We start from the raw sequence: 19,445 nt of genomic DNA, 5'->3' as shown, positions 1-19,445 counted from the left end.
AAGGTAAACAATTAAAGAGTTAAAAATCTTAACTTTTCAGAGAATAACGGCGTCCCCACTGTTGCAACGCATTGATTAATACTAATAAGAACAATGAGATAATTAAGAGGACTGTACCCACGACCGTCGCACCTACATAATCATATTGTTCTAAGCGCTGAAACACTAAAATTGGGGCAATTAAATCTTTAAAGGGAATACTCGAAGAAATAATTACTACTGAACCGTATTCTCCTACAGCCCGGGAAAATCCCAGGGCAATTCCGGTTAAAATTGGTGGCATTAAGGGCGGCAGTAAAACCCTGACAAAAGTTTGGAATTCCGATGCACCCAATGACCAAGCTGCTTCCTCCGTTTCCCGTTCCATTTCTTGCATAACCGGTTGTAAAGTTCGTACCACAAAGGGTAAGGAAATAAACAACATGGCAACAAAAACCCCTAAACGGGTGAAGGCTATTTTAATCCCAAAGGGAGCAAAAAATTGTCCAATCCAACCGTTATCACTATAAACCGTTGCTAAGACTAAACCAGCAACCGAAGTGGGTAAGGCAAAGGGTAAATCAACGGCGGCATCGATTAATTTTTTCCCAGGAAAGCTATAACGAACTAACACCCAAGCGATTAAGGTTCCCATGATTCCATTAATTGCCCCGGCGGCTAAACCGGTTACAAAAGTAACGTTATAAGCGCTCATGGCAACAGGACTAAAGGCAATTTTCCAAAATTCCTGGGGGGATATGGTTAAGGATTTTGTAATTAATGCTGCAAAGGGCAGAATTAACATGAAAATTAGATAGGAAAAGGTAAAAACCCAAGGAAAAGAAAGCCGCCCCCAAAATTCCTTTAAAGGGTTATTAAAAGCGGGTTTCTGGGTTTTAAATGGGTCTACAGAGGTCACCATTAATGTTTAATACTCTACGGGGAATAGGAATTGACTTGATGGTTTACCAACCATCTACTTCTGATTGTGAATCTCGCCAAATTTCAACATCCAAATCGGAAAGATAAATTAGGGCGCTATCAATTTGTTGGGGAGTTCCTTTCAGGAGTAAATCAAACCAACCATCTTCCCGGGCATTCTGACCTAAAATTGCTCCAATAATGTTCACTTGTAAACCATAATCGGAAGCTAGGCGAGAAATCACGGGTTCTTGGTGGTATTCCTTGGGAATTCTGACTCTAATTCGGGAATCAGATTGATATTTTTCTCTAGCATTTAATCCAGATAAATCTGTATTTTCTTGATCAATATTCGGAGAATTTAAAGACATTTTAATCTCCTCAAATAAATGACTAGAATTTTAGGGACTGAATCAATCTCTATTTAGATTGGGAAATTTTGGCTTGGATTTGATCAAAAATTGCTCCATCCGCAAAGAATTTAGTATCCACCTCTTTCCAACCTCCTAAATCCTTAATGGTGAACAGTTTTTCAACTTTAGGAAATTGGGTAGCAAATTCGGCTTCTACTGTGGGTTCAACGGGTCGGAATCCGACTTTGGCAAACTCTTTTTGAGCTTCCGGTGTAAACAAGAACTTGGTAAAAGCTTCTGCCACTTGACGGGTTCCATGTTTGTCTACATTTTTATCGACAACGGCAACGGGGTTATCAATGGAAATGTTATAATCCGTCGGCACAATATAGGGTTGTTTATCCCCTTTTTGAGCAGCTAAAATCACCTCGTTTTCATAATTAATTAAAACATTGCCTTGACCCTGTTTGTAGAAGACATCACTGGCTTCCCTGGCATCTTTTGGCAGCACCGGAACTCGACGAAAGACACTTTCTACAAAGGTTTGAGCTTCTTCTGGAGTGCCTCCGGCTTGGGTGATGGAACCCCACAAAGCCAGAACGTTCCACTTAGCTCCACCGGAGGTTTTGGGGTTGGCTGTAATTACTTGAACATCATCCAGGGTCAAATCCGACCATCCCTTAACGTTGGTATTGCCATCCCTAAGCACCAAAGCCGCGACGGATTTATGCACAATTGACTCATTGGGAAGTTCCTGTTCCCAACCGGGTTGGATGAGTCCAGCCTTCTCTATTTTGGCGGTATCTCCAGCTAGGGCTAAAGCCACCACATCGGCATCGAGTCCATCGATAACCGCACGGGTTTGGGAGCCTGAACCCCCATAACTTTGTTCAAACTCTACAGTTTGTCCAGTTTGGGCTTTCCACTGTTCTACGAACTTAGGAATGATGTTCTCATAGGCAGTTTTAGTGACTGCGTAGGATACGAGGGTGAGTTTAATCGGTTTATCCGTTTGGGCGGCTTGGGGCGCGGGACTATTCGTGGCGTTAGGAGAGGGATTGTTGGCGGTATTGTTGGGTGAGGAGCAAGCTACCACCATGCAGTTGAGTGCAAGTCCAGTCAGGACATAGCCAATAGACTTAGCAGAGAAACGTTTTGGGGGTAACGGTGAACTGATTCGCATTATCACACTCCTGAAATCCGTCTGGAATTTATTTACACAGTCTTTTGTTTTTGACTGCCTTTGGATTCTATACTAAGTTAGTTTGAATTTCAATACATCTGCATTACAAAAATTAAAAACTTAAATTTATCAATCAATGTCTTTACCATGTCAAAATACATATAGGTTGACCCAACAGCCCCATCAAAGGCAGTCCAATCGATGCTATCGTGCTCTGGTGTTCAGCCCCAAAAAATGGTGTTCTAGGAAATGTACGTCCGGCATTGCCACCCCTAGACCAGCCACAACTATTCAATCCGGTGGAGTCAAACTAGGGAAGTAAAATATGCCAGCACAATTGCCCTCAGCAGATGAAGCAGAGTTAGCCAAACTTTTGATTCAGAGTAACTACCTATTCCGAGACTTGGAAGTTAAGTGGCTGGCTCCGTATCTTTCCCCAGTCCTGACTATAGAAAAACTGTATTCTAATCGTCCTGTCTACACGGCTTTTCGTCCCAATATCTTTTTAGATGTTCTCTATATTATTATTAATGGCGGGCCTATTATTACTCGGAGTACACCCCTAGACCGGATTATCGCCATCAGCTACCCGGGGGGATGTTTCGGGATGAGAAATCTTCCCTTTGGTTTTGGCCAGATGAGTCGAGCCTTTCCTAGTTTAGTCGAAGCCTATAAAACCACCGATGTGATTAAACTTCCCCTGGATACCCTGAAAGAAATTTATCAGGATAGCCCAGTGGTGCGGGAACGTTATGATAAATTCTTTGAACTGCGGGAAAAATTTCAGTATCATCTGCTTAATTGTAGTTCCTATCCTCCTCAAGCCGTGGCGGCGCTATTCAGGGCATTGGTCTATCAAGAACGCAGTCTGGGAAATCAACCCCAGTCCGACGGAGTTTATATCTTCGATTTGCCTATTGATGTGATTGCCCGTTCCTGTCAGTTAAACCACCGCACCGTTGAACAAGTTCTCAAGGGAATGCAGAAAGTTAAATTAATTGAAGCGGCTAAATCCAATGATTCTTCAGAAGATACGATTCGAGTCATTGACCCCGAAAGACTTAAAGAAACCTATAGTGCTACCCGGGATAAGGTTTCGTGGTGGCCGTTGAAGTAGTTACGGAGTAGGGGGAGCAGGTGGAGCAGGGGAGGCAGGGGAGGCAGGGGAGGCAGGGGAGGCAGGGGAGGCAGGGGAGGCAGGGGAGGCAGGGGAGGCAGGGGAGGCAGGGGGAGTAGGGGAGAGCAGGTGGAGCAGGGGGAGTAGGGGAGAGCAGGTGGAGCAGGGGAGGCAGGGGAGGCAGGGGGAGTAGGGGAGAGATAATTAGTGTCTGATTTTTGGGTTTTGAGGGGTGAGTCCTAATTGGGCAAGGGGCTTGAATAGGGCGCCGCCCAGGAGTCCCAGGGCAACACTAAAGGCGAGAATCAAACCGATGGGAAGTTGAACAGACTCGAAAAATAGGAACCTCAGAGCAATCGGTGTGGCGTTTTGGACTGCAAGAATGGCAATCGTACTAATCCAGAAAGCTAGGATAAAACTGGTGACAATGGCGGGGGCATTAGGCATAAATGATCACAATGTATCCAACGAAAAAACCTATTGTTTATTCTAATCAATTTTCCCGTTGCCTGATAGATATAAAATACCCTAGCTTTTATTTTTCGGGGTAAAAAGCCAGGGTGAGCGGTTATCAAAAAATATCAATGTTTTCAATAATTAGAGTTGAACATTAACATCATTAGAGTGGGTGGTATCTTGGAAATCCCGACGTCCGCCGCCTCTGTCGGGTTCGTAGGGGCCATTAAGTCCCGTGCGGGCGGAAAGTAATTGTGAGGTGCTAACAACATCTGATAATTGATTAGAAGCAGAACTCGCTGCTAAAGCGTTAGTAGTAAGACCAACCAATAAACAAACTGATAAAACTAAAGATGTATAGGTTTGCATAATAAAGTGTCCCTGTAAGTCTGTCCACTTCCTTATACAAACCGTTAATATTTAGATCAGGATAACTGTTAAAAGTTTTTGTTATATCCGGCTATAACCCCTCTAAAATTAACCATTGACCGGAGAAATTTAAACGTCCATAAACTTTTAGGGGGGAAGGACTGGGAATATTTTGTAATTGTTGGTTAATTTCCGGGTATAGGGTGACTAATTTCCAGCTTTGACCGATAAACTGTCCTTGAGTTAGGGTGAAACTATAGTCTTGGTGACTCTGACGCTGAAAAATACCCTCGAAGGCGTGACTATCTTTAGAAAGATGACAGGGGTTTGAGGATGCCGGACAATTACCATCAATGGGATATAATTCGGGATGATCTAAATAATAATATTGCCAGTATAACCAATCGGGATGATCGGGTGGTAAATTAAATAAAGGAATCACGGCTTGCGGGGCAATTATATCAGTTAATAGGGCATTTTGTAAGGTTCTAACGGATAATTCCTGGGGTTGTATTCCCTGTTCAATACATAAAGCTGCGGCCATTCCTGCGGCTTGTCCAATTCCTAAAACCACAGGTTGCAAACGAGTCGCACCGTTAGCAATATGGGAAACGGAAATATTTTTTTCACAGACTAATAAATTCTCGATACTAATAGGAATTAATGCTCGATAGGGAATAGTAAAGGGGGTTCCTGTCCACCGTCCACCCCAACGTAAACTTTTGGGTTGCAGGGTTAATTGAAATTGGGCATAATGATGATCGTTAGCGTAATTTCCGATCGTGATCGCTTCACATTCTCCAGTTTCATTGAAAGGTAAGGTCGCAGTATAACCCTTTTCAATCGGTAAAATATCTGGTTCTATTATTGTTGTTAATCCTTCAATTCGGCGACTTTCTCGATAGTAGGGATGGAGAGCAAAAGCCGATAAAATATCAGGATTACTATTAAAATTAGGTCGATTTTCTAGGGAAAAGGTTCCTGTTGCCAACCCATATCTCCGTCCTAATTTTATTTGAATAAACCGGGCAAAACTGAGACTGTGCCAGAAACTTTCCTGCCAAAATTGCAGCCGTTCAGAGTTTGAACTGATTAATCGATCTAAATTTTGATCATAATCATTTCCCTGTATCGGCCAGTTAATCATAAACTTATTGTCGGGTAATCTACCATAATTAAGAAAAGATTCTATATCATAATTTTTCCAAGCATTAGTAAATAATTCCGGGGTATGAATGGGGGGAAGGGGAATTTCTGGGGCTATGTTACCTTCTCCAAAATCCTCCATAATAAAAACCCAGGTGGGAGCTTGAACCGGAGTCGTTTTCATTAATGTTGATAGTTCAATTGGGGCGCTGGGTTCTTGCCATTGCCCTTGCAATTCCCATCCCCAACGATAGGGAATTTCTGCGAGTTCTAAAAGATCGCCTAATTCCGTTCCATCTATAATAATTTTAGCTTGAATAGTACAGGAATTAAATCTAACCTCTGTAATAATATTCCCTTTTTTAATAACTTCCAAAGGTTGTTCTTCCGGTATCCATAATAAATTGGGTTCTGATTTCACCCAATCGGCAAAAATATTCGCCCCTATTTGGGGATGATAAGTAAAGAAACTCACCCAAGCATTATCTAAACCTTGGGGTTGACGGTGGTTTAATTCGCGTAAAAATGCCCCCCAAATTCCGGTTTGAAAAGCGACTAATTCATTCCCATCCGGTGCAACAACGCCCCCAGAAGTTAACATTCCTCCTAACATTGACCATTGACTGACTAAAATAGTCTTTGCCCCTCGACGGGCGGCTTGCAAGGCGGCGGCTGTCCCTCCCGTCCCGCCTCCAATGACTAAAACATCCGCTTGTAAATGATTCATAGTTATTTGTTAACAAAAAAAACAATCCAAAAATTATCGGTTAAAATAGAACCCAGTAGTAAGCCCGACCGGGCTTAATCTGATAAAAGTTTAGTAGTAAGCCCTTCAGGGCTTAATCTGATAAAAGTAATCACCGACGGCATCTATATAACTAATGTTTTTTGAATAATCCTTGGGAAGAAGCCCTGAAGGGCTTACTACTTTTATATTTATTGGGATGCAATGGCAAAGATTCTATCTTCAAATTCTAAAATAACTGCTAATTTCCTCTGTTTATGGGGGGTTTGGCTTCCGGTTGTCGTGATTCTGGGATATCTCCCCGAAGCCCTTGCCCAAGGGCCAGTGCTTCAACCGATGATGAATCTTCCTACGAGCGATACGGGTTATACCCTTGGCCCTGGGGATTTGCTACAACTCGATATTTTTAATGTTCCTGAATATAGTGGTAATAATGGTCATCATCAAGTCTCGATTGATGGTTCTGTGAATTTGCCTTTAATTGGTAATATTTCAGTTCAAGGAATGACGGTAGACCAATTAACAGCAATAATTCAACAGCGCTATGGGGAATATTTACAACGGCCGATTTTAGCCCTTAAATTAATCGCCGCCCGTCCTCTGCAAGTAGCGGTGACGGGAGAAGTTCAACGTCCGGGGTCTTATATCGTCTCCCCATCGGCGGCCACGACCCCGAATAACCCCCTGATGGGAACCCCAGAAGTCTCAGGAACCGGGGGACGTTTACCGACAATTACAAGGGTATTGCAACTGGCCGGGGGAATTACCCCCAGTGCAGATATGCGACAAGTAAAAATTCGGCGCTCAAGTGGAACAGGGAGGGAAAAAATTATCAATTTGGATTTGTGGGAACTCCTGCAAACGGGAGATTTACGCCAGGATATTACCCTGCGTGACGGCGATACGATTTATATTCCCACCAATACCGAAAACAATGCGGCGGAATCTTCTCAATTAATTACGGCTAATTTTGCCAGTAATAATAATCAACCCATAAATGTTGCTGTTGTTGGTGCGGTAAATCGCCCCGGAACCCATACCCTAACCTTAGAAACCATTCCCAGAGTTTCCCCGGAACCCGGTCAACCCGCCGAGGGTTCAGTGGCGGCGACTGGGGGACTATTTACGGTGACCAAAGCCCTGAAAATGGCGGGGGGAATTACTCCGGGCGCGGATATCCGTAATATTCAGGTGCGACGCCTAACCCGCACCGGAACTGAACAACAGATTACCGTGGATTTATGGAAACTGTTACAGGAAGGAGATTTGAGTCAAGATGCGATGTTACAACAGGGCGATACGATTGTAGTTCCAACGGCGACAACAGCCGAAAGTCAACAAAATGCTGAGGTGGCGACGGCGAGTTTTTCTCCCGATACCCTGAAAATTAGTCTGGTGGGTGAGGTGGTATCCCCAGGGGCGAAAACTCTCCCTCCCAATACCGCTTTGAATCAAGCTTTGGTGGAAGCGGGGGGATTTAATGAATCTCGGGCGAATAAAAAACAAGTGGAATTAATCCGCATCCATCCTAACGGAACGGTTTCTAGGCGCCAGATTTCCATTAATCTATCGGCGGCTGTGAATGAGGAAACTAACCCTATCCTCAGAAATAATGATGTAATTGTTGTGGGTCGTTCCGGTGCGGCTAGTTTCCGAGAGGGTTTAGGAACTGTGTTAAATTCATTAAGTCCCCTGAATAACTTTTTAGGACTTTTTCGATTTGTGAATATTTTAAACTAAAAAAAACTATGAAAAACCGAAAATTATCTCAAATCTCTGTTATTAAAAATACTAGGAAACCTTTACATTCTTCGGAAGAAACCTTATATTATGATGCTGATTTATACCCGGGATATGATGAAGAAAAATCGGATTTCTTTAAAATTTTAGGGAAGCGAGCGCTCGCAGTTTTAGGCGTCACTACCGCCGTCACCGCCGGGGTATATCTATGGACAATTAATCAAACTCCTGAATATAAAGGGTCATTTCAAATTTTAGTCGAAACTACTCCCGCAAAAGATAGTTTACCCTTAGACTCCAATTCAGAAAAAAAATCAGACCTCGATTATTATTCCCAACTGGAAATTTTACAAAGTCCCAAATTAATGTCGGGAATTTTAAAAGGGATTCAAACGCGCTATCCTGAAGTTACCTATGATTCTCTATTTAACCAAAAAACTGGACAAACATTTTGGGAAAAGGATACCCTGGCGATTAAACCATTAAAACAGACTCGGATTTTTGAAGTGAGTTATCAAGGTTCTGAACCTCAAAAAGTCCAATTTATTTTAGAAAAAATAGCTGAAGGTTACTTAAAATATAGTCTACCCAAAGATGTCAAGGATCAACAACAAGAACAACAATTAAAATTAATTCATGGGCAAATTGCCACCTTAGAGAAAAAACTTCTCCCGATTAAACAAGAAATCCAGAAACTCCAACAACAATATAATTTTATTGATCCGAAACTACAAACTGAATATTTATTCAAACAAAAGAGTGAATTACAAGCTCAAAAATTAGAAGCTCAATCCCAACTTTTTCAACAGCAATCTCAATATCAAGCCTTACAAAAACAGTTAGGATTAAAACCCGAACAAGCCCTGTTAGCATCCGCCTTAACTCAATCCCCGAACTATCAAGGGTTACTTCAAGAGTTATTAAAGTTAGAAACAGAGATAGCGATTGAATCCGCCCGTTTTAAGGGGACAGCACCGCAAATTCAGGCATTATTAGATCAGCGATCACAAATACTTCCCTTATTAGAAAAAGAAGCTAAAAATGTATTAGGATCAAATAGCAATCAAGTCGATCCTAATATTATCCGGTTTCAAGATTCGATCCGAATGGGAATGATTCAGCAGTTAGTTGTGGCGGCGAATAATATTGAAATGCTGAAGGTGAGAAATGAAGTTTTAGAAAAAGCCACCCAAGAATTCAACCAATATTACCAAGTATTTCCCAAGGTTTTAGGTCGATATAATGATTTACAACAACAGTTGAAAACTATTACCAATCAACTCACAGAACTGACTAATAAATCTCAAGAAATACAACTCAAATTTGTTCCCAAAGTCAAGTCAGAACCCTGGGAATTAATTGCCCCTCCTCGGATTCCTAGTAATATTAATGGAGAATTAATCACCGTTTCTCCTAATGTTCCTTTAAATCTCGCCCTAGGGGGATTAGCTGGATTATTCTTGGGGGTAATTACGGCTCAAATTTTGGAACGATTTAACAATGTTTACCGCACTACCCACGAAGTTACAGATAGTATTTCCTTACCATTATTAGGGGTAATTCCAGCTAGTAATGAAGGCTTAATCCTTCCAAATTCAGTTGCACCAACTATTGATATTTCTGATATCACCTACCCCGCTTGTAGTCCATTCCAAGAGGCATTCCGAGCCTTAAATACCAATTTACGCCTATTAAACCCTGAAGGTTCTGTGCGGTCTTGTGTGATTACTTCCGCTACTCCAGCCGATGGAAAATCAACCATTGCTATGAATTTAGCCCAAGGAGCCGCCGCCATGGGTCAACGGGTTTTATTAGTGGATGCTGACCTACGTTGTCCCCGGATTCATACCCTGTTAGAAATCACAAATCAGTTGGGATTAACTAACATTTTAACTCAAAAATTAGAGTTTAAAACCGTAATTAAAAAAGTTGCTTCTGAGGAAAACCTATATGTTTTAACCGCCGGAAAATTTTATCCCGATCCGACTCGGTTATTATCCTCAAAACCCATGCAGGAGTTAATGAAACAATTGCGGGAATCCTTCGATTTAATTATCTACGATACCGCCCCAATTTTAGGGTTAGCCGATGCGAATTTGTTAGCCCCCCATACCGACGGATTAATGATGGTTGTCGGACTAGGAAAAACCGACCGAGAAGCCTTTAGTTTGGCCCTGCGGGAAATTAGCACCGCCGGGGTTCCCGTATTAGGAATGGTCGCTAACGGGGATAAACGAGAAACCCATTATTATCGAGATTATTAGAATCCCTTATTAGCTAGGATTGGAAATCAAAAAGCTGCTTATCGGACTTGAACCGACTAATAAAGTTAGAATACCGATTCTATCGTTGTTCTTCTTCCCTCAATCTGTATCGTAAAATAAACGCGAGGGAAAAGTGAGGGAACAAAAAACAGGAACTTTCAAGGATTACGGCGACTTGGTTGCATTTTTTAACAGGAAGCAACCCGAATGTCCAAAAGGGGTCGCACTCAAGCTAGAGAAAAGAAAATACCTTAGCTTGCAGTTTGTCCATCCGGGGACAAACAAACGACTTCCCAAATCTTGTAACGCGCAATTTACCGAGAAGGGCATCCTTGAAGCAGTTGACAAAGCATGGAAGGTTTCAGAAGCATTAAAACGTTTTGCTGTAGCGAGCGAGTTTTGGGCTTGGTACGATACCGAGATTCTCAATAAGAATAATATTGAGAATGATCTGAAAACCTACCGAGAGATATTTGAGGAAATTAAAGATAATTTCTTTAAAGGAAAACATCGCAATACAGGGAGACCAAGGGAGCGAGATATAACAAAGCCAGGGGGTGTTAGTGATAACAAAAGTTATCATCAATGTTATGGTTTTTACCTTGAAAAATTTAAAAACCATTTAGATGATCGTCCTACTTGGGACTTGATAAAATCAATATGGAATACATGGGAGCAGGGAACAAAATCATACAAAGATTTTAAAACCGTTGCTATTGCTATCGCAGAGTCATCTCCTAATGGAGATGACTTGCTAAAAAGAATCAAAAAAATTAATGTAATACAGGATAAATTCCGAAATAAACAAAGTATTGCATTAGATGATTTTTTAGCGTGGTACAAACGAGAATATAGCAACATTGAAAGCATAAACCGAGAAGATTGGAAAAACGCTAAAAAATCATGGCTATGGGTAACAGCTATGTGTGTACTGTATGGTCTAAGACCATCTGAAATTGCAGCGTCACAGAATTTGTCAGAACCATTCAAACAGGACGGGGTAACTATTTACCCTATAAGTGATACTGTAAACAATCCAAAATGTACGTTAGTTGTTGGAGAATTTACATATTTTGGTTCATCTTCTAAAACGGGATTAAGAGTTGTCAATCCAGTCCCGCTTAATCATCTCATAGATGATTTAAAAATACGGGAACCATTGTTGCCAGAGTATGTCCCTTCTCCAGTTTCAAAACCAGAATGTATAGCAGGTGGTTTTGATGCCAAATACTACAAAAAGCTAAAAAGCTATAACTGCCCAATATCTCAAAAATATGCTTTTCGACATTTGTATAATCAGTTGTTAGAGATGTGCGGCATCTCTACGACTATACGTTCTCGACTAATGGGACATAGTGAAACTACAAACACAGGGACATATAAAAAGCGTAGAAATCTTAAGACCGAGTTAGCAATCATCAACGCTGAAAACAGACAACCGTTAAGCCTAGAGATAGCCAGGTTACAGATTGAATCCTCTGGCTTCGACCTAGACGATCCATCGGTTAAAGCAATTCTGCGAATCATTTACCAGTTAGACGATTAGAACCCAACTAATCTAAATATTTATCAGGCAACCTCTAACCAGGGTTGCTTTTTTATTGGGGCAGTGTCGGTAGGGATTATGAATGTTAATCGCAATTCTTCCCGTTATACATACCTTGGGAAGATAGAAAATATTTTTACAGAACCGTAAAAAAGTAGACACTTAAAACCCCCCTGGATTACCTACTACCGATTTCCATTAAGTTGCAACCGGGTATCTGTTCAGGAGGGTAAAAAGTAGACACTTAAAACCCCACTTAGACAAACACTAGCCTTGATAGGGTTTTATATCATGCTCATAGACGCTGTTCATCAACCCAGGGATTGAGGCGTTATCCCACATGACCTTATAGATACCCCCCATACCGTCCCGTCGTGGCTCCTCTACTTCAACAACGCTTCCATAAAGTTTATGCCCGTCAACGGTTTTCTGACACGCCTCTATCACCCTGTCACCAACCTTGAACCCTTCTGGTTTAGGCATCGGTACGGGATCTGATTTTATATTTTCAAAGTTTTGTGTTTTTAGCTGTGTAGGCCGTGTAAACTGTGTATCTCCCTCTGTGTCGGGGTTTGAGCTTACACAGTCATCTACACAGCTAGGGGGGGTTGTGTAAGGGGATTGTGTATCTCCCTCTGTATCAGGAACCGTTACTACAGGACGCTTGTAACCCCGTTTACGATTGCCGTTATCATCCTTTAAGTTTTCAGTCTTGACCCATTTTAGTTTGGTCATGACATCGGATATCTCGCTTTGGGCGCGCTTAACCTGACTCAGATTATCCTTGCTAATTCCCATCAGGTTTAATAGTTCATCCGTGGTAACAGTTGCTTTACCCTCTAGGAAGTTCTCAATGTCATCTAACCAGGGGGAAGTCGCCGAAAATGCTTCATTGTTAGCGGTAGATTGTTTCTGTTCAGCGCTGTTCAGATACCACGTTTCGCCACTCTTGTAGGCTTGTACCGCCGCTCCCCATATCGCGTCGCGTTCTTGCTTCAAAAGGTCAATAGGGATCTTTTTAGCCACGGGTATTAACCAGAAGCGGCGGTCGCCTGTGGGGTCACGGAGGACGTCTACAGGGTTGACCCATTCAATACCTTGACCGCTACAGTTTAGGAATTGAACTTGATAGCTCCACTTGCCGTAGCTGTGTTCCATACCAGTTACCCGCGCTGGGAACCAACGCTTTTCGCTAGGGTTATCCCAACTGACTGAGGAAAAAACTTCTACCAATTGACCGATACGATACTCAGGTAATGGGATATCTGTTGACACAAAAAACTCAATTTTGCGTCTTTCAATTTGTGTTACAATCATGTTACAATTCTTTTTAGTTAGTGTTGTAGTTGTACATTTTGATTTGACCCGCCCTGGCATAAAAGGACGGGTTTATGTTTTTGAGTTTTACTCTGTAAAATCTACTCAGTAGAGTAGTTACAATTGAGCCATCAAATTGTTAATAGCTTGGTCTGCTAATTGTTCAGACTTTTCTAAACCTTTACCCATGGCTGCATAACGGGGACGCATCCCATGTAATGCTTTGGCGGTTGTACCCTTGTAGCCTTGAGTTTTAACCTCAAATTCAGCTTCGTTTCTGATCATCCGTTGCCCGTGACGGTTGATTTTTGCCTCGGCTTTTAAGATGACTTCGTGTTTATCGGCTGCTTTTTTAGTAGCAGTAGCATTTTGCTTTTTAACCCGTGCTAACTCGCTTAATCCGTCCGCCTCCTCTGGGGTAAATTCCCGCACACGGTCACAAACTGGCATTGTCCGATAAGTGTCAAAAATTGTTTCCGGTGGGTTGTCAGGGGTGATGGCGTTATCAGCACTGCGTTTGAAAACGTTATCCTTGCTAATCCCTTTATGGGAGCCGTCAACGGGCGCAATTGTTGATGATTTAAAATCATCTCCTCTCAAGAATCCGAGCATAGCTAATCTCCTATGGAATGAGTGTTACACTGATAACTGTTTTGATAAAAAGGGTTAGAATAATTCGTTTGATTCTGTGAACCGTTCTTTAACTTGTTCGACAAATTCATCCCAGTTATCCCAGCCCTCAATAGCTGAGCTATAAACCTCTATAGAAGAAGATTGGGTATAAAGAGTTATCCTGTAATACTCGGGATTAATGAAATACCCGCTTATGTCCCGAGTTGCTATTACAAACTCTTTTTTGTTGTTGGTAGAAAACAATCGTAAACAAGTCATAATGAGTGTTACAGTGATATTGTGACATGAACATTGGTTGCTAAATAAAACCCAGTTAGAAAGCACATCAGGTACAACAAACCAGGGAATAAGTAATCAATAATTCCCTTGGGTTTCATGTTGCCAAAGCTCCCGCTAGAATTTCTTGACCCGCTTCTAACCAGCCGAGATAAACGGCGGCGGTATCTTCGTCTAGTGGCTCCTGTTTGAGTGTTTCAAACTCCCCATCGGTCATAGTCACTCCTATGTAGGGTTCCATCCGTTCAAGGAGTTGTTTCCGCAAGGGTTCTGATTCTGGTTGGTAACAGTCTTTAAGCAATTGGTCGGGGTGTTCTTTAACCCATTGATTGAGTTTTTTGTCCCACCGATGCCAACCTTCCATGTCACCTTCTAATTCAATTGGTGGGATGGGTTCAGACTTTTTTACAGAATGATCCGTCGCGGTGTTAACGATGGTTTCAATTCGGAATGAATGCCAATGGGTATCAATTCCCTTGGCGTTACAATTACCGTAGTGATCAAAGTACAAGATTTCATAGGCTTGATGACCCGTGGTAAAAGTTGCACCAGGCATCATCCAGGGTTGCCATGCTTCAAACCGTGGATCGGTTTCTGCGAGTTCAGGGAGTTGGCTAGGGTCAACGATTTCAGAACACAGCACCCACTCCCCATCAATCATGGTATGGGTAGGGTTGTCAAAAGGTAAATCTTCAACACTAGGCTGATTAACTGTTACAGCGATATCGGCACTGGGTTCAAACCCCTCTGTTTCATCCTCTGGGTATGACCACTGAGGGATACCCATTGCTTCACAGTGAGTATCTACCGCTACCTTCATCTCCTCAAACTCTGCGATCGCAATCTCCCACGTTGCCTTTTTGGACAAGCTACCGTGTTGACGCACTTCATCAGGGGTTAATCCCAGTGCGGTGGCTTTAGCTTTAAGTTCTGTCAGTGTCATAATTGAAATGCTCCTAATAATTAGGGGTGAGTACCCACTGGTGAAAGTTTGGCGACCGATACCAGTGGGTTTTGTTGTGACTATATAGTACATCATACAGAGTCAAAATTAACTAGAGTTAGCTAAAGTTCATCAAGGTGATGTACCATATAGAGTAGATTACATCGTAACGAGGTAAAATGTCAATGATCACAATTACTCAAGAAATGCCGACAAAATTAAAACGGCTAAGTATCTATTTAGATCCGGAAATAAAAGATGCTATAGAAAATATGGCAAAGGATGAGCAACGCAGTTTGGCCAATATGATTTCCGTGCTTATAACAGAAGCATTAATCGGTAGAGGTATTGTTTCAAAAAGAAAGGATAACTAACCCACCATCACCCCAAACACTAAAACCCCTGACTAACTATCAGGGGTTATTTTTTTGGCTATTTCACTGTGTAGGCTGTGTAAATGTTGTAATGCTTACAGGGTAATGGTTAGAAGCTATTTAGGATAAAAGTGTTTAATGGGGTTGTGTAGGGTTGTGTAGGGGGGTTGTGTAAACCTCTAACCCTTATATATCAATACTTCCCACTTTCTTACACGGCCTACACAGCTATTTTAGTTAAATTTATTTTTTTTACCAGCTTTACCAGGTTAGTTACCAGCTTGTTAGGGGGTAGTGTACCAGCTTAAACTCTTACACAGAGGGAGTCTTTACCAGCTTTACCAGCTATACCAGCTTTTGCCTATTTATTGCATGAAAAAAGTTATAGGTTATTGAGTTTGGCTAACGCTTCCTTGATTTCCTTTTTGATGGCACCCCCTGTGTTAGCAGGTAGGGTTAGGGCGTGGGTTAATGTGTCAATGGCGGCGTCTAATTCAGTTTGGCGGTCATAGCTACCCTTATCCAATTTGTGGGCATATTCTAAAACTTTAGGTGCGATCGCTTCTGGTAGTCGGTAGACTTTGATGGGTTTATTTACCCAGGGGGACTTATCTAGTCCAGAGGTGTTAGGAATACGGTTAGGCATAATGATTGCGTCCTCTGTTACGGTAGTTAAAACTTTCTACCGTTCCTATCCTAAAACTTTCTGGTTATCTTCCCAAGCTGCATACAATGGGAAGATTTACAAATTTCTCCAATGGCTGTGACAAAATTTTTAACTTAGCTGAGGATTGGGAGAATATACCCTCTCCCCCTAACCCCTGACAAATATTGATTGGAGGTTTCAGGTAGCAGTCAAGGTGTCTTCAACGTAGTGTGCCTTGACGGGTAACTGAACCGACTTAGAATCAATAGTCGGGTTAGGGGGGGAAACTTGTAGAGATAGTTTATAGGGATTATTCCTTATATATAATTTTCTATTTATCCCATTTGACACTTTTAAATTTATGTGTTAATGGGATTTTTAAGTTTTAAGGGTATAAGTAAAAATTAATTATTTAGGGTTTTAGATTAAATGTCTGTATGAGTAAGCTATGGGGTATTCCCTCAATTACCCGATAAGCTGTAGATAGATTGAGGGAAAAGTGAGGGATAATTGGTAGAGCGGTTCACTCGTAATGAACAGGTTAAAGGTGAAAGACCGATAAATAAAGCGTTATAGGATTGGAAATCAAAAAGCTGCTTATCGGACTTGAACCGACGGCCTGTTCATTACGAGTGAACCGCTCTACCAACTGAGCTAAAGCAGCAAGGAATTTATATTTGCACGATGTCAAATTATAGCAAAACCTGATCTCGATTGTCAACATTTTTTCAGGACAACGGCAAAATCTGATTTTATATTAGGGAACAGGGGGAGCAGAAGCAGTGCGTTGGCGTCACGTCCTCGCTCGCTTAATATCACCCAAAACCCATTCGTAATTCGTAATTCGTAATTACCCATTACCTATTCCCTTCCCCCGATACCATTGAGCTAATTTTGTCGGGGAAATTCCTAGATAATATCCGATGACCATACACTGATTCATAAATGTGGTTTTGAATATGCCTAACTTTTGCCACCGTCGTCCTGATGTAATTACAGGACTTGATAAAATCTCAATTTTCCCTAGACGATTTAAACGACGGATGAATTCAAAATCCTCCATAATCGGTTGTTCAGGAAATCCACCTATCTCCAAAAAAGTGGTAGCTTTGATAAAAATAGCCTGATCTCCGTAGGGCATTTGTAAATATTTTGAACGCCAGAATACGGTGGTTTCAATGAACCTTAAACTCAATTCGGGGGCATTAATTTTTAATTGAAACGCTCCGGCAATTATATTAGAATCGTTCAAAGTTTTTCGGATTTCCGTTTCAAATCCTAGGGGTAATTGAGTATCTCCATGCAAGAATAATAAAATCTTCCCCGTTGCCACCTTTGCTCCTACATTCATTTGTAGTGCCCGTCCTCGATTTGTCGATATCACTTTCACCCCCAAACCTTGAGCTATTTCAACGGTATTATCCTGACTTTCCCCATCAACAATAATAATTTCTATATTTTCTGCCCGTTGAATTGTAGAAATTACCAACCCAATATTTTCGGCTTCATTTAAAACCGGAATAATGATTGAAACTTTTTCAGATTCAAAACTAAAATTCATCGAAGTATTATTGAGCCAACCCCATCAATTTCTAAAGTAATTAATAATTTATCACATTTTCTGAGATAATAATAACCATATAAAAAACGGGTTAGATCAGCGAGTAACAACACCACAAAAAACGTCGTTGAACCGTTGGAACACAACCCGCACACAATGAGGAAGCATTAATGTCCGATAACCTTAGAAGTCAAGCCATTACCCAAGGAACCCAACGCACCCCAAACCGTGCCATGTTGCGGGCGGTGGGATTTGGGGATCACGATTTTGTCAAGCCCATAGTCGGGATTGCCAACGGTTACAGCACCATCACCCCCTGCAATATGGGCATCAACACCCTAGCATTGCGGGCAGAAGCCGCCCTAAAACAAGCGGGGGCTATGCCGCAAATGTTCGGGACAATTACCGTCAGCGATGGCATTTCTATGGGGACTGAGGGGATGAAATATTCTTTAGTTTCCCGCGAGGTAATTGCTGACTCAATTGAAACCGCTTGTAACGCCCAAAGTATGGATGCGGTTTTAGCAATTGGTGGCTGTGATAAAAATATGCCCGGGGCGATGATTGCCATTGCTAGAATGAATATTCCGTCCATTTTTGTGTATGGTGGAACAATTAAACCCGGACATTATAATGGTAAAGATTTAACTGTTGTTAGCGCTTTTGAAGCCGTCGGACAATATAGCGCGGGAAAAATTGACGAAACAGAATTAATTGAAGTCGAACGTCGGTCGTGTCCAGGGGCGGGTTCCTGTGGGGGAATGTACACAGCAAATACCATGTCTTCTGCCATTGAAGCGATGGGAATGAGTTTAATGTATTCCTCCACCATGGCAGCAGAAGATGAGGAAAAAGCCGAAAGTACAGAAAAGTCGGCCTATGTGTTACGAGAAGCGATTAAAAATGGTATTCTTCCCCGTCAAATTATCACCCGAAAAGCCTTTGAAAATGCGATCGCTGTGATTATGGCCGTGGGCGGTTCAACTAATTCAGTTTTACACTTATTAGCTATTGCTAATGCCATCGGAGTTGAACTCACCATTGATGATTTTGAAGTGATTCGGGCGAAGGTTCCCGTATTGTGTGATTTAAAGCCCAGTGGTCGTTATGTGGCTACGGATTTACACAAAGCCGGGGGTATTCCGTTAGTGATGAAAATGTTATTAGAAAAAGGCTTAATTCACGGGGATGCCTTAACAATAACTGGGAAAACTGTTGCCGAACAATTAGCCGATGTTCCCTCCGAACCTAGTCCCGACCAAGATGTAATTCGTCCTTGGAATAATCCTATGTATGCTCAAGGACATTTAGCCATTTTAAAAGGCAATTTAGCCACGGAAGGTGCGGTTGCTAAAATTACCGGAGTTAAAAATCCAGTGATTACTGGCCCAGCCCGGGTTTTTGAATCGGAAGAAGAATGTTTGGATGCCATTTTAGCCGGAAAAATTAGTGCTGGTGATGTGATTGTGATTCGTTATGAAGGGCCGAAAGGCGGGCCAGGAATGCGGGAAATGTTAGCGCCAACTTCGGCAATTATTGGGGCAGGTTTAGGGGATAAAGTCGGATTAATTACCGATGGTCGTTTCTCTGGGGGCACCTATGGCATGGTGGTCGGTCATGTTGCCCCAGAAGCTGCGGTTGGTGGGAATATTGGTTTAATTCAAGAGGGAGATAGTATTACTATTGATGCCCGTCAACGGTTATTACAAGTGAATATTTCCGAGGAAGAATTAGCCCAACGTCGGCAAAATTGGCAAGCTCCAAAACCCCGTTATACTAAAGGAGTTTTAGCCAAATATGCGAAATTAGTTTCATCTAGCAGTATTGGTGCTGTGACGGATTTAAACTTAGGTTAATTCTCCCATACCTAGGCGTG

At 41.9% G+C, this 19,445-nt stretch carries 17 protein-coding genes and 1 tRNA gene; 6 read left to right on the top strand and 12 right to left on the bottom strand.

Translation table 11 applies throughout. The features are described 5' to 3' along the window. Positions 1-28 precede the first annotated feature (28 nt). Genes cysT through AC2D3N_RS02515 form a run of 3 tightly spaced genes read right to left on the bottom strand, consistent with a single transcriptional unit; the run spans position 29 to position 2,436 of the window. Entirely contained in the window at positions 29-901 is an 873-nt protein-coding gene (gene cysT, locus AC2D3N_RS02525; RefSeq protein WP_079679703.1) for a sulfate ABC transporter permease subunit CysT, read from the bottom strand. Between the two features lie 43 nt (positions 902-944). Continuing rightward, positions 945-1,271, bottom strand: coding sequence for an NIL domain-containing protein (locus AC2D3N_RS02520; RefSeq protein WP_079679702.1), 327 nt, complete (start codon positions 1,269-1,271; stop codon positions 945-947). A gap of 49 nt (positions 1,272-1,320) precedes the next feature. After that, positions 1,321-2,436 (bottom strand): sulfate ABC transporter substrate-binding protein, encoded by a 1,116-nt coding sequence (locus tag AC2D3N_RS02515; RefSeq protein WP_484692674.1) that lies wholly within the window; start codon positions 2,434-2,436, stop codon positions 1,321-1,323. 325 nt (positions 2,437-2,761) lie between these two features. On the opposite strand from AC2D3N_RS02515, the gene AC2D3N_RS02510 reads away from it, so the two are divergent. Continuing rightward, entirely contained in the window at positions 2,762-3,553 is a 792-nt protein-coding gene (locus AC2D3N_RS02510; RefSeq protein ID WP_079679700.1) for a cyclic nucleotide-binding domain-containing protein, read from the top strand. Positions 3,554-3,757: 204 nt separating this feature from the next. On the opposite strand, the gene AC2D3N_RS02505 is transcribed toward AC2D3N_RS02510, so the two are convergent. The 3 genes from AC2D3N_RS02505 to AC2D3N_RS02495 form a co-directional block, all read right to left on the bottom strand. Continuing rightward, complete coding sequence (locus AC2D3N_RS02505) at positions 3,758-4,000, bottom strand: lipopolysaccharide assembly protein LapA domain-containing protein (RefSeq protein ID WP_079679699.1); 243 nt, start codon at positions 3,998-4,000, stop codon at positions 3,758-3,760. Between the two features lie 150 nt (positions 4,001-4,150). Continuing rightward, a complete protein-coding gene (patX, locus tag AC2D3N_RS02500) occupies positions 4,151-4,378 on the bottom strand; it encodes a heterocyst-inhibiting protein PatX (protein WP_079679698.1) in 228 nt (75 codons plus the stop codon). Positions 4,379-4,469: 91 nt separating this feature from the next. Beyond that, on the bottom strand, positions 4,470-6,251 hold the full coding sequence (locus tag AC2D3N_RS02495; RefSeq protein ID WP_484692673.1) for an FAD-dependent oxidoreductase: 1,782 nt from the start codon (positions 6,249-6,251) through the stop codon (positions 4,470-4,472). 222 nt (positions 6,252-6,473) lie between these two features. On the opposite strand from AC2D3N_RS02495, the gene AC2D3N_RS02490 reads away from it, so the two are divergent. The 3 genes from AC2D3N_RS02490 to AC2D3N_RS02480 all read left to right on the top strand — a co-directional run bounded on the left by AC2D3N_RS02490 (position 6,474) and on the right by AC2D3N_RS02480 (position 11,819). Continuing rightward, positions 6,474-8,009 (top strand): polysaccharide biosynthesis/export family protein, encoded by a 1,536-nt coding sequence (locus tag AC2D3N_RS02490; RefSeq protein WP_484692672.1) that lies wholly within the window; start codon positions 6,474-6,476, stop codon positions 8,007-8,009. An 8-nt stretch (positions 8,010-8,017) separates the two neighbouring features. Next, positions 8,018-10,273: a polysaccharide biosynthesis tyrosine autokinase gene (locus AC2D3N_RS02485; RefSeq protein WP_079679695.1), complete on the top strand. Its 2,256-nt coding sequence runs from the start codon at positions 8,018-8,020 to the stop codon at positions 10,271-10,273. A 133-nt stretch (positions 10,274-10,406) separates the two neighbouring features. Further along, positions 10,407-11,819: a recombinase gene (locus tag AC2D3N_RS02480; protein WP_484692671.1), complete on the top strand. Its 1,413-nt coding sequence runs from the start codon at positions 10,407-10,409 to the stop codon at positions 11,817-11,819. 267 nt (positions 11,820-12,086) lie between these two features. On the opposite strand, the gene AC2D3N_RS02475 is transcribed toward AC2D3N_RS02480, so the two are convergent. The 3 genes from AC2D3N_RS02475 to AC2D3N_RS02465 all read right to left on the bottom strand — a co-directional run bounded on the left by AC2D3N_RS02475 (position 12,087) and on the right by AC2D3N_RS02465 (position 14,988). Beyond that, entirely contained in the window at positions 12,087-13,136 is a 1,050-nt protein-coding gene (locus tag AC2D3N_RS02475) for a VapE domain-containing protein (RefSeq protein WP_484692670.1), read from the bottom strand. Positions 13,137-13,253: 117 nt separating this feature from the next. Beyond that, the gene (locus AC2D3N_RS02470) at positions 13,254-13,748 is read right to left on the bottom strand and encodes a hypothetical protein (RefSeq protein WP_484691985.1); all 495 of its coding nucleotides are present in this window, start codon (positions 13,746-13,748) and stop codon (positions 13,254-13,256) included. A 394-nt stretch (positions 13,749-14,142) separates the two neighbouring features. Beyond that, entirely contained in the window at positions 14,143-14,988 is an 846-nt protein-coding gene (locus tag AC2D3N_RS02465; RefSeq protein ID WP_484692669.1) for a hypothetical protein, read from the bottom strand. 185 nt (positions 14,989-15,173) lie between these two features. Here AC2D3N_RS02465 and AC2D3N_RS02460 point away from each other — a divergent pair, with 185 nt between their 5' ends. Further along, positions 15,174-15,362, top strand: coding sequence for a type II toxin-antitoxin system antitoxin (locus tag AC2D3N_RS02460; RefSeq protein WP_484692668.1), 189 nt, complete (start codon positions 15,174-15,176; stop codon positions 15,360-15,362). A 382-nt stretch (positions 15,363-15,744) separates the two neighbouring features. Here AC2D3N_RS02460 and AC2D3N_RS02455 read toward each other — a convergent pair whose 3' ends face one another. The 3 genes from AC2D3N_RS02455 to AC2D3N_RS02445 form a co-directional block, all read right to left on the bottom strand. After that, on the bottom strand, positions 15,745-16,008 hold the full coding sequence (locus AC2D3N_RS02455; RefSeq protein ID WP_484692348.1) for a hypothetical protein: 264 nt from the start codon (positions 16,006-16,008) through the stop codon (positions 15,745-15,747). Positions 16,009-16,599: 591 nt separating this feature from the next. Continuing rightward, positions 16,600-16,672 (bottom strand) — tRNA-Thr (locus AC2D3N_RS02450). A gap of 186 nt (positions 16,673-16,858) precedes the next feature. Beyond that, a complete protein-coding gene (locus AC2D3N_RS02445) occupies positions 16,859-17,569 on the bottom strand; it encodes a TIGR04283 family arsenosugar biosynthesis glycosyltransferase (RefSeq protein ID WP_484692667.1) in 711 nt (236 codons plus the stop codon). A 170-nt stretch (positions 17,570-17,739) separates the two neighbouring features. Between AC2D3N_RS02445 and ilvD the strand changes: the two genes are divergently transcribed. After that, positions 17,740-19,425 (top strand): dihydroxy-acid dehydratase, encoded by a 1,686-nt coding sequence (gene ilvD / locus AC2D3N_RS02440; RefSeq protein ID WP_484692666.1) that lies wholly within the window; start codon positions 17,740-17,742, stop codon positions 19,423-19,425. The last annotated feature ends 20 nt before the right edge of the window (positions 19,426-19,445 follow it).

The organism is Planktothrix sp. PLAVEN19ND, from assembly GCF_057220675.1.
This window is presented reverse-complemented; position numbering and strand designations above follow the sequence as displayed.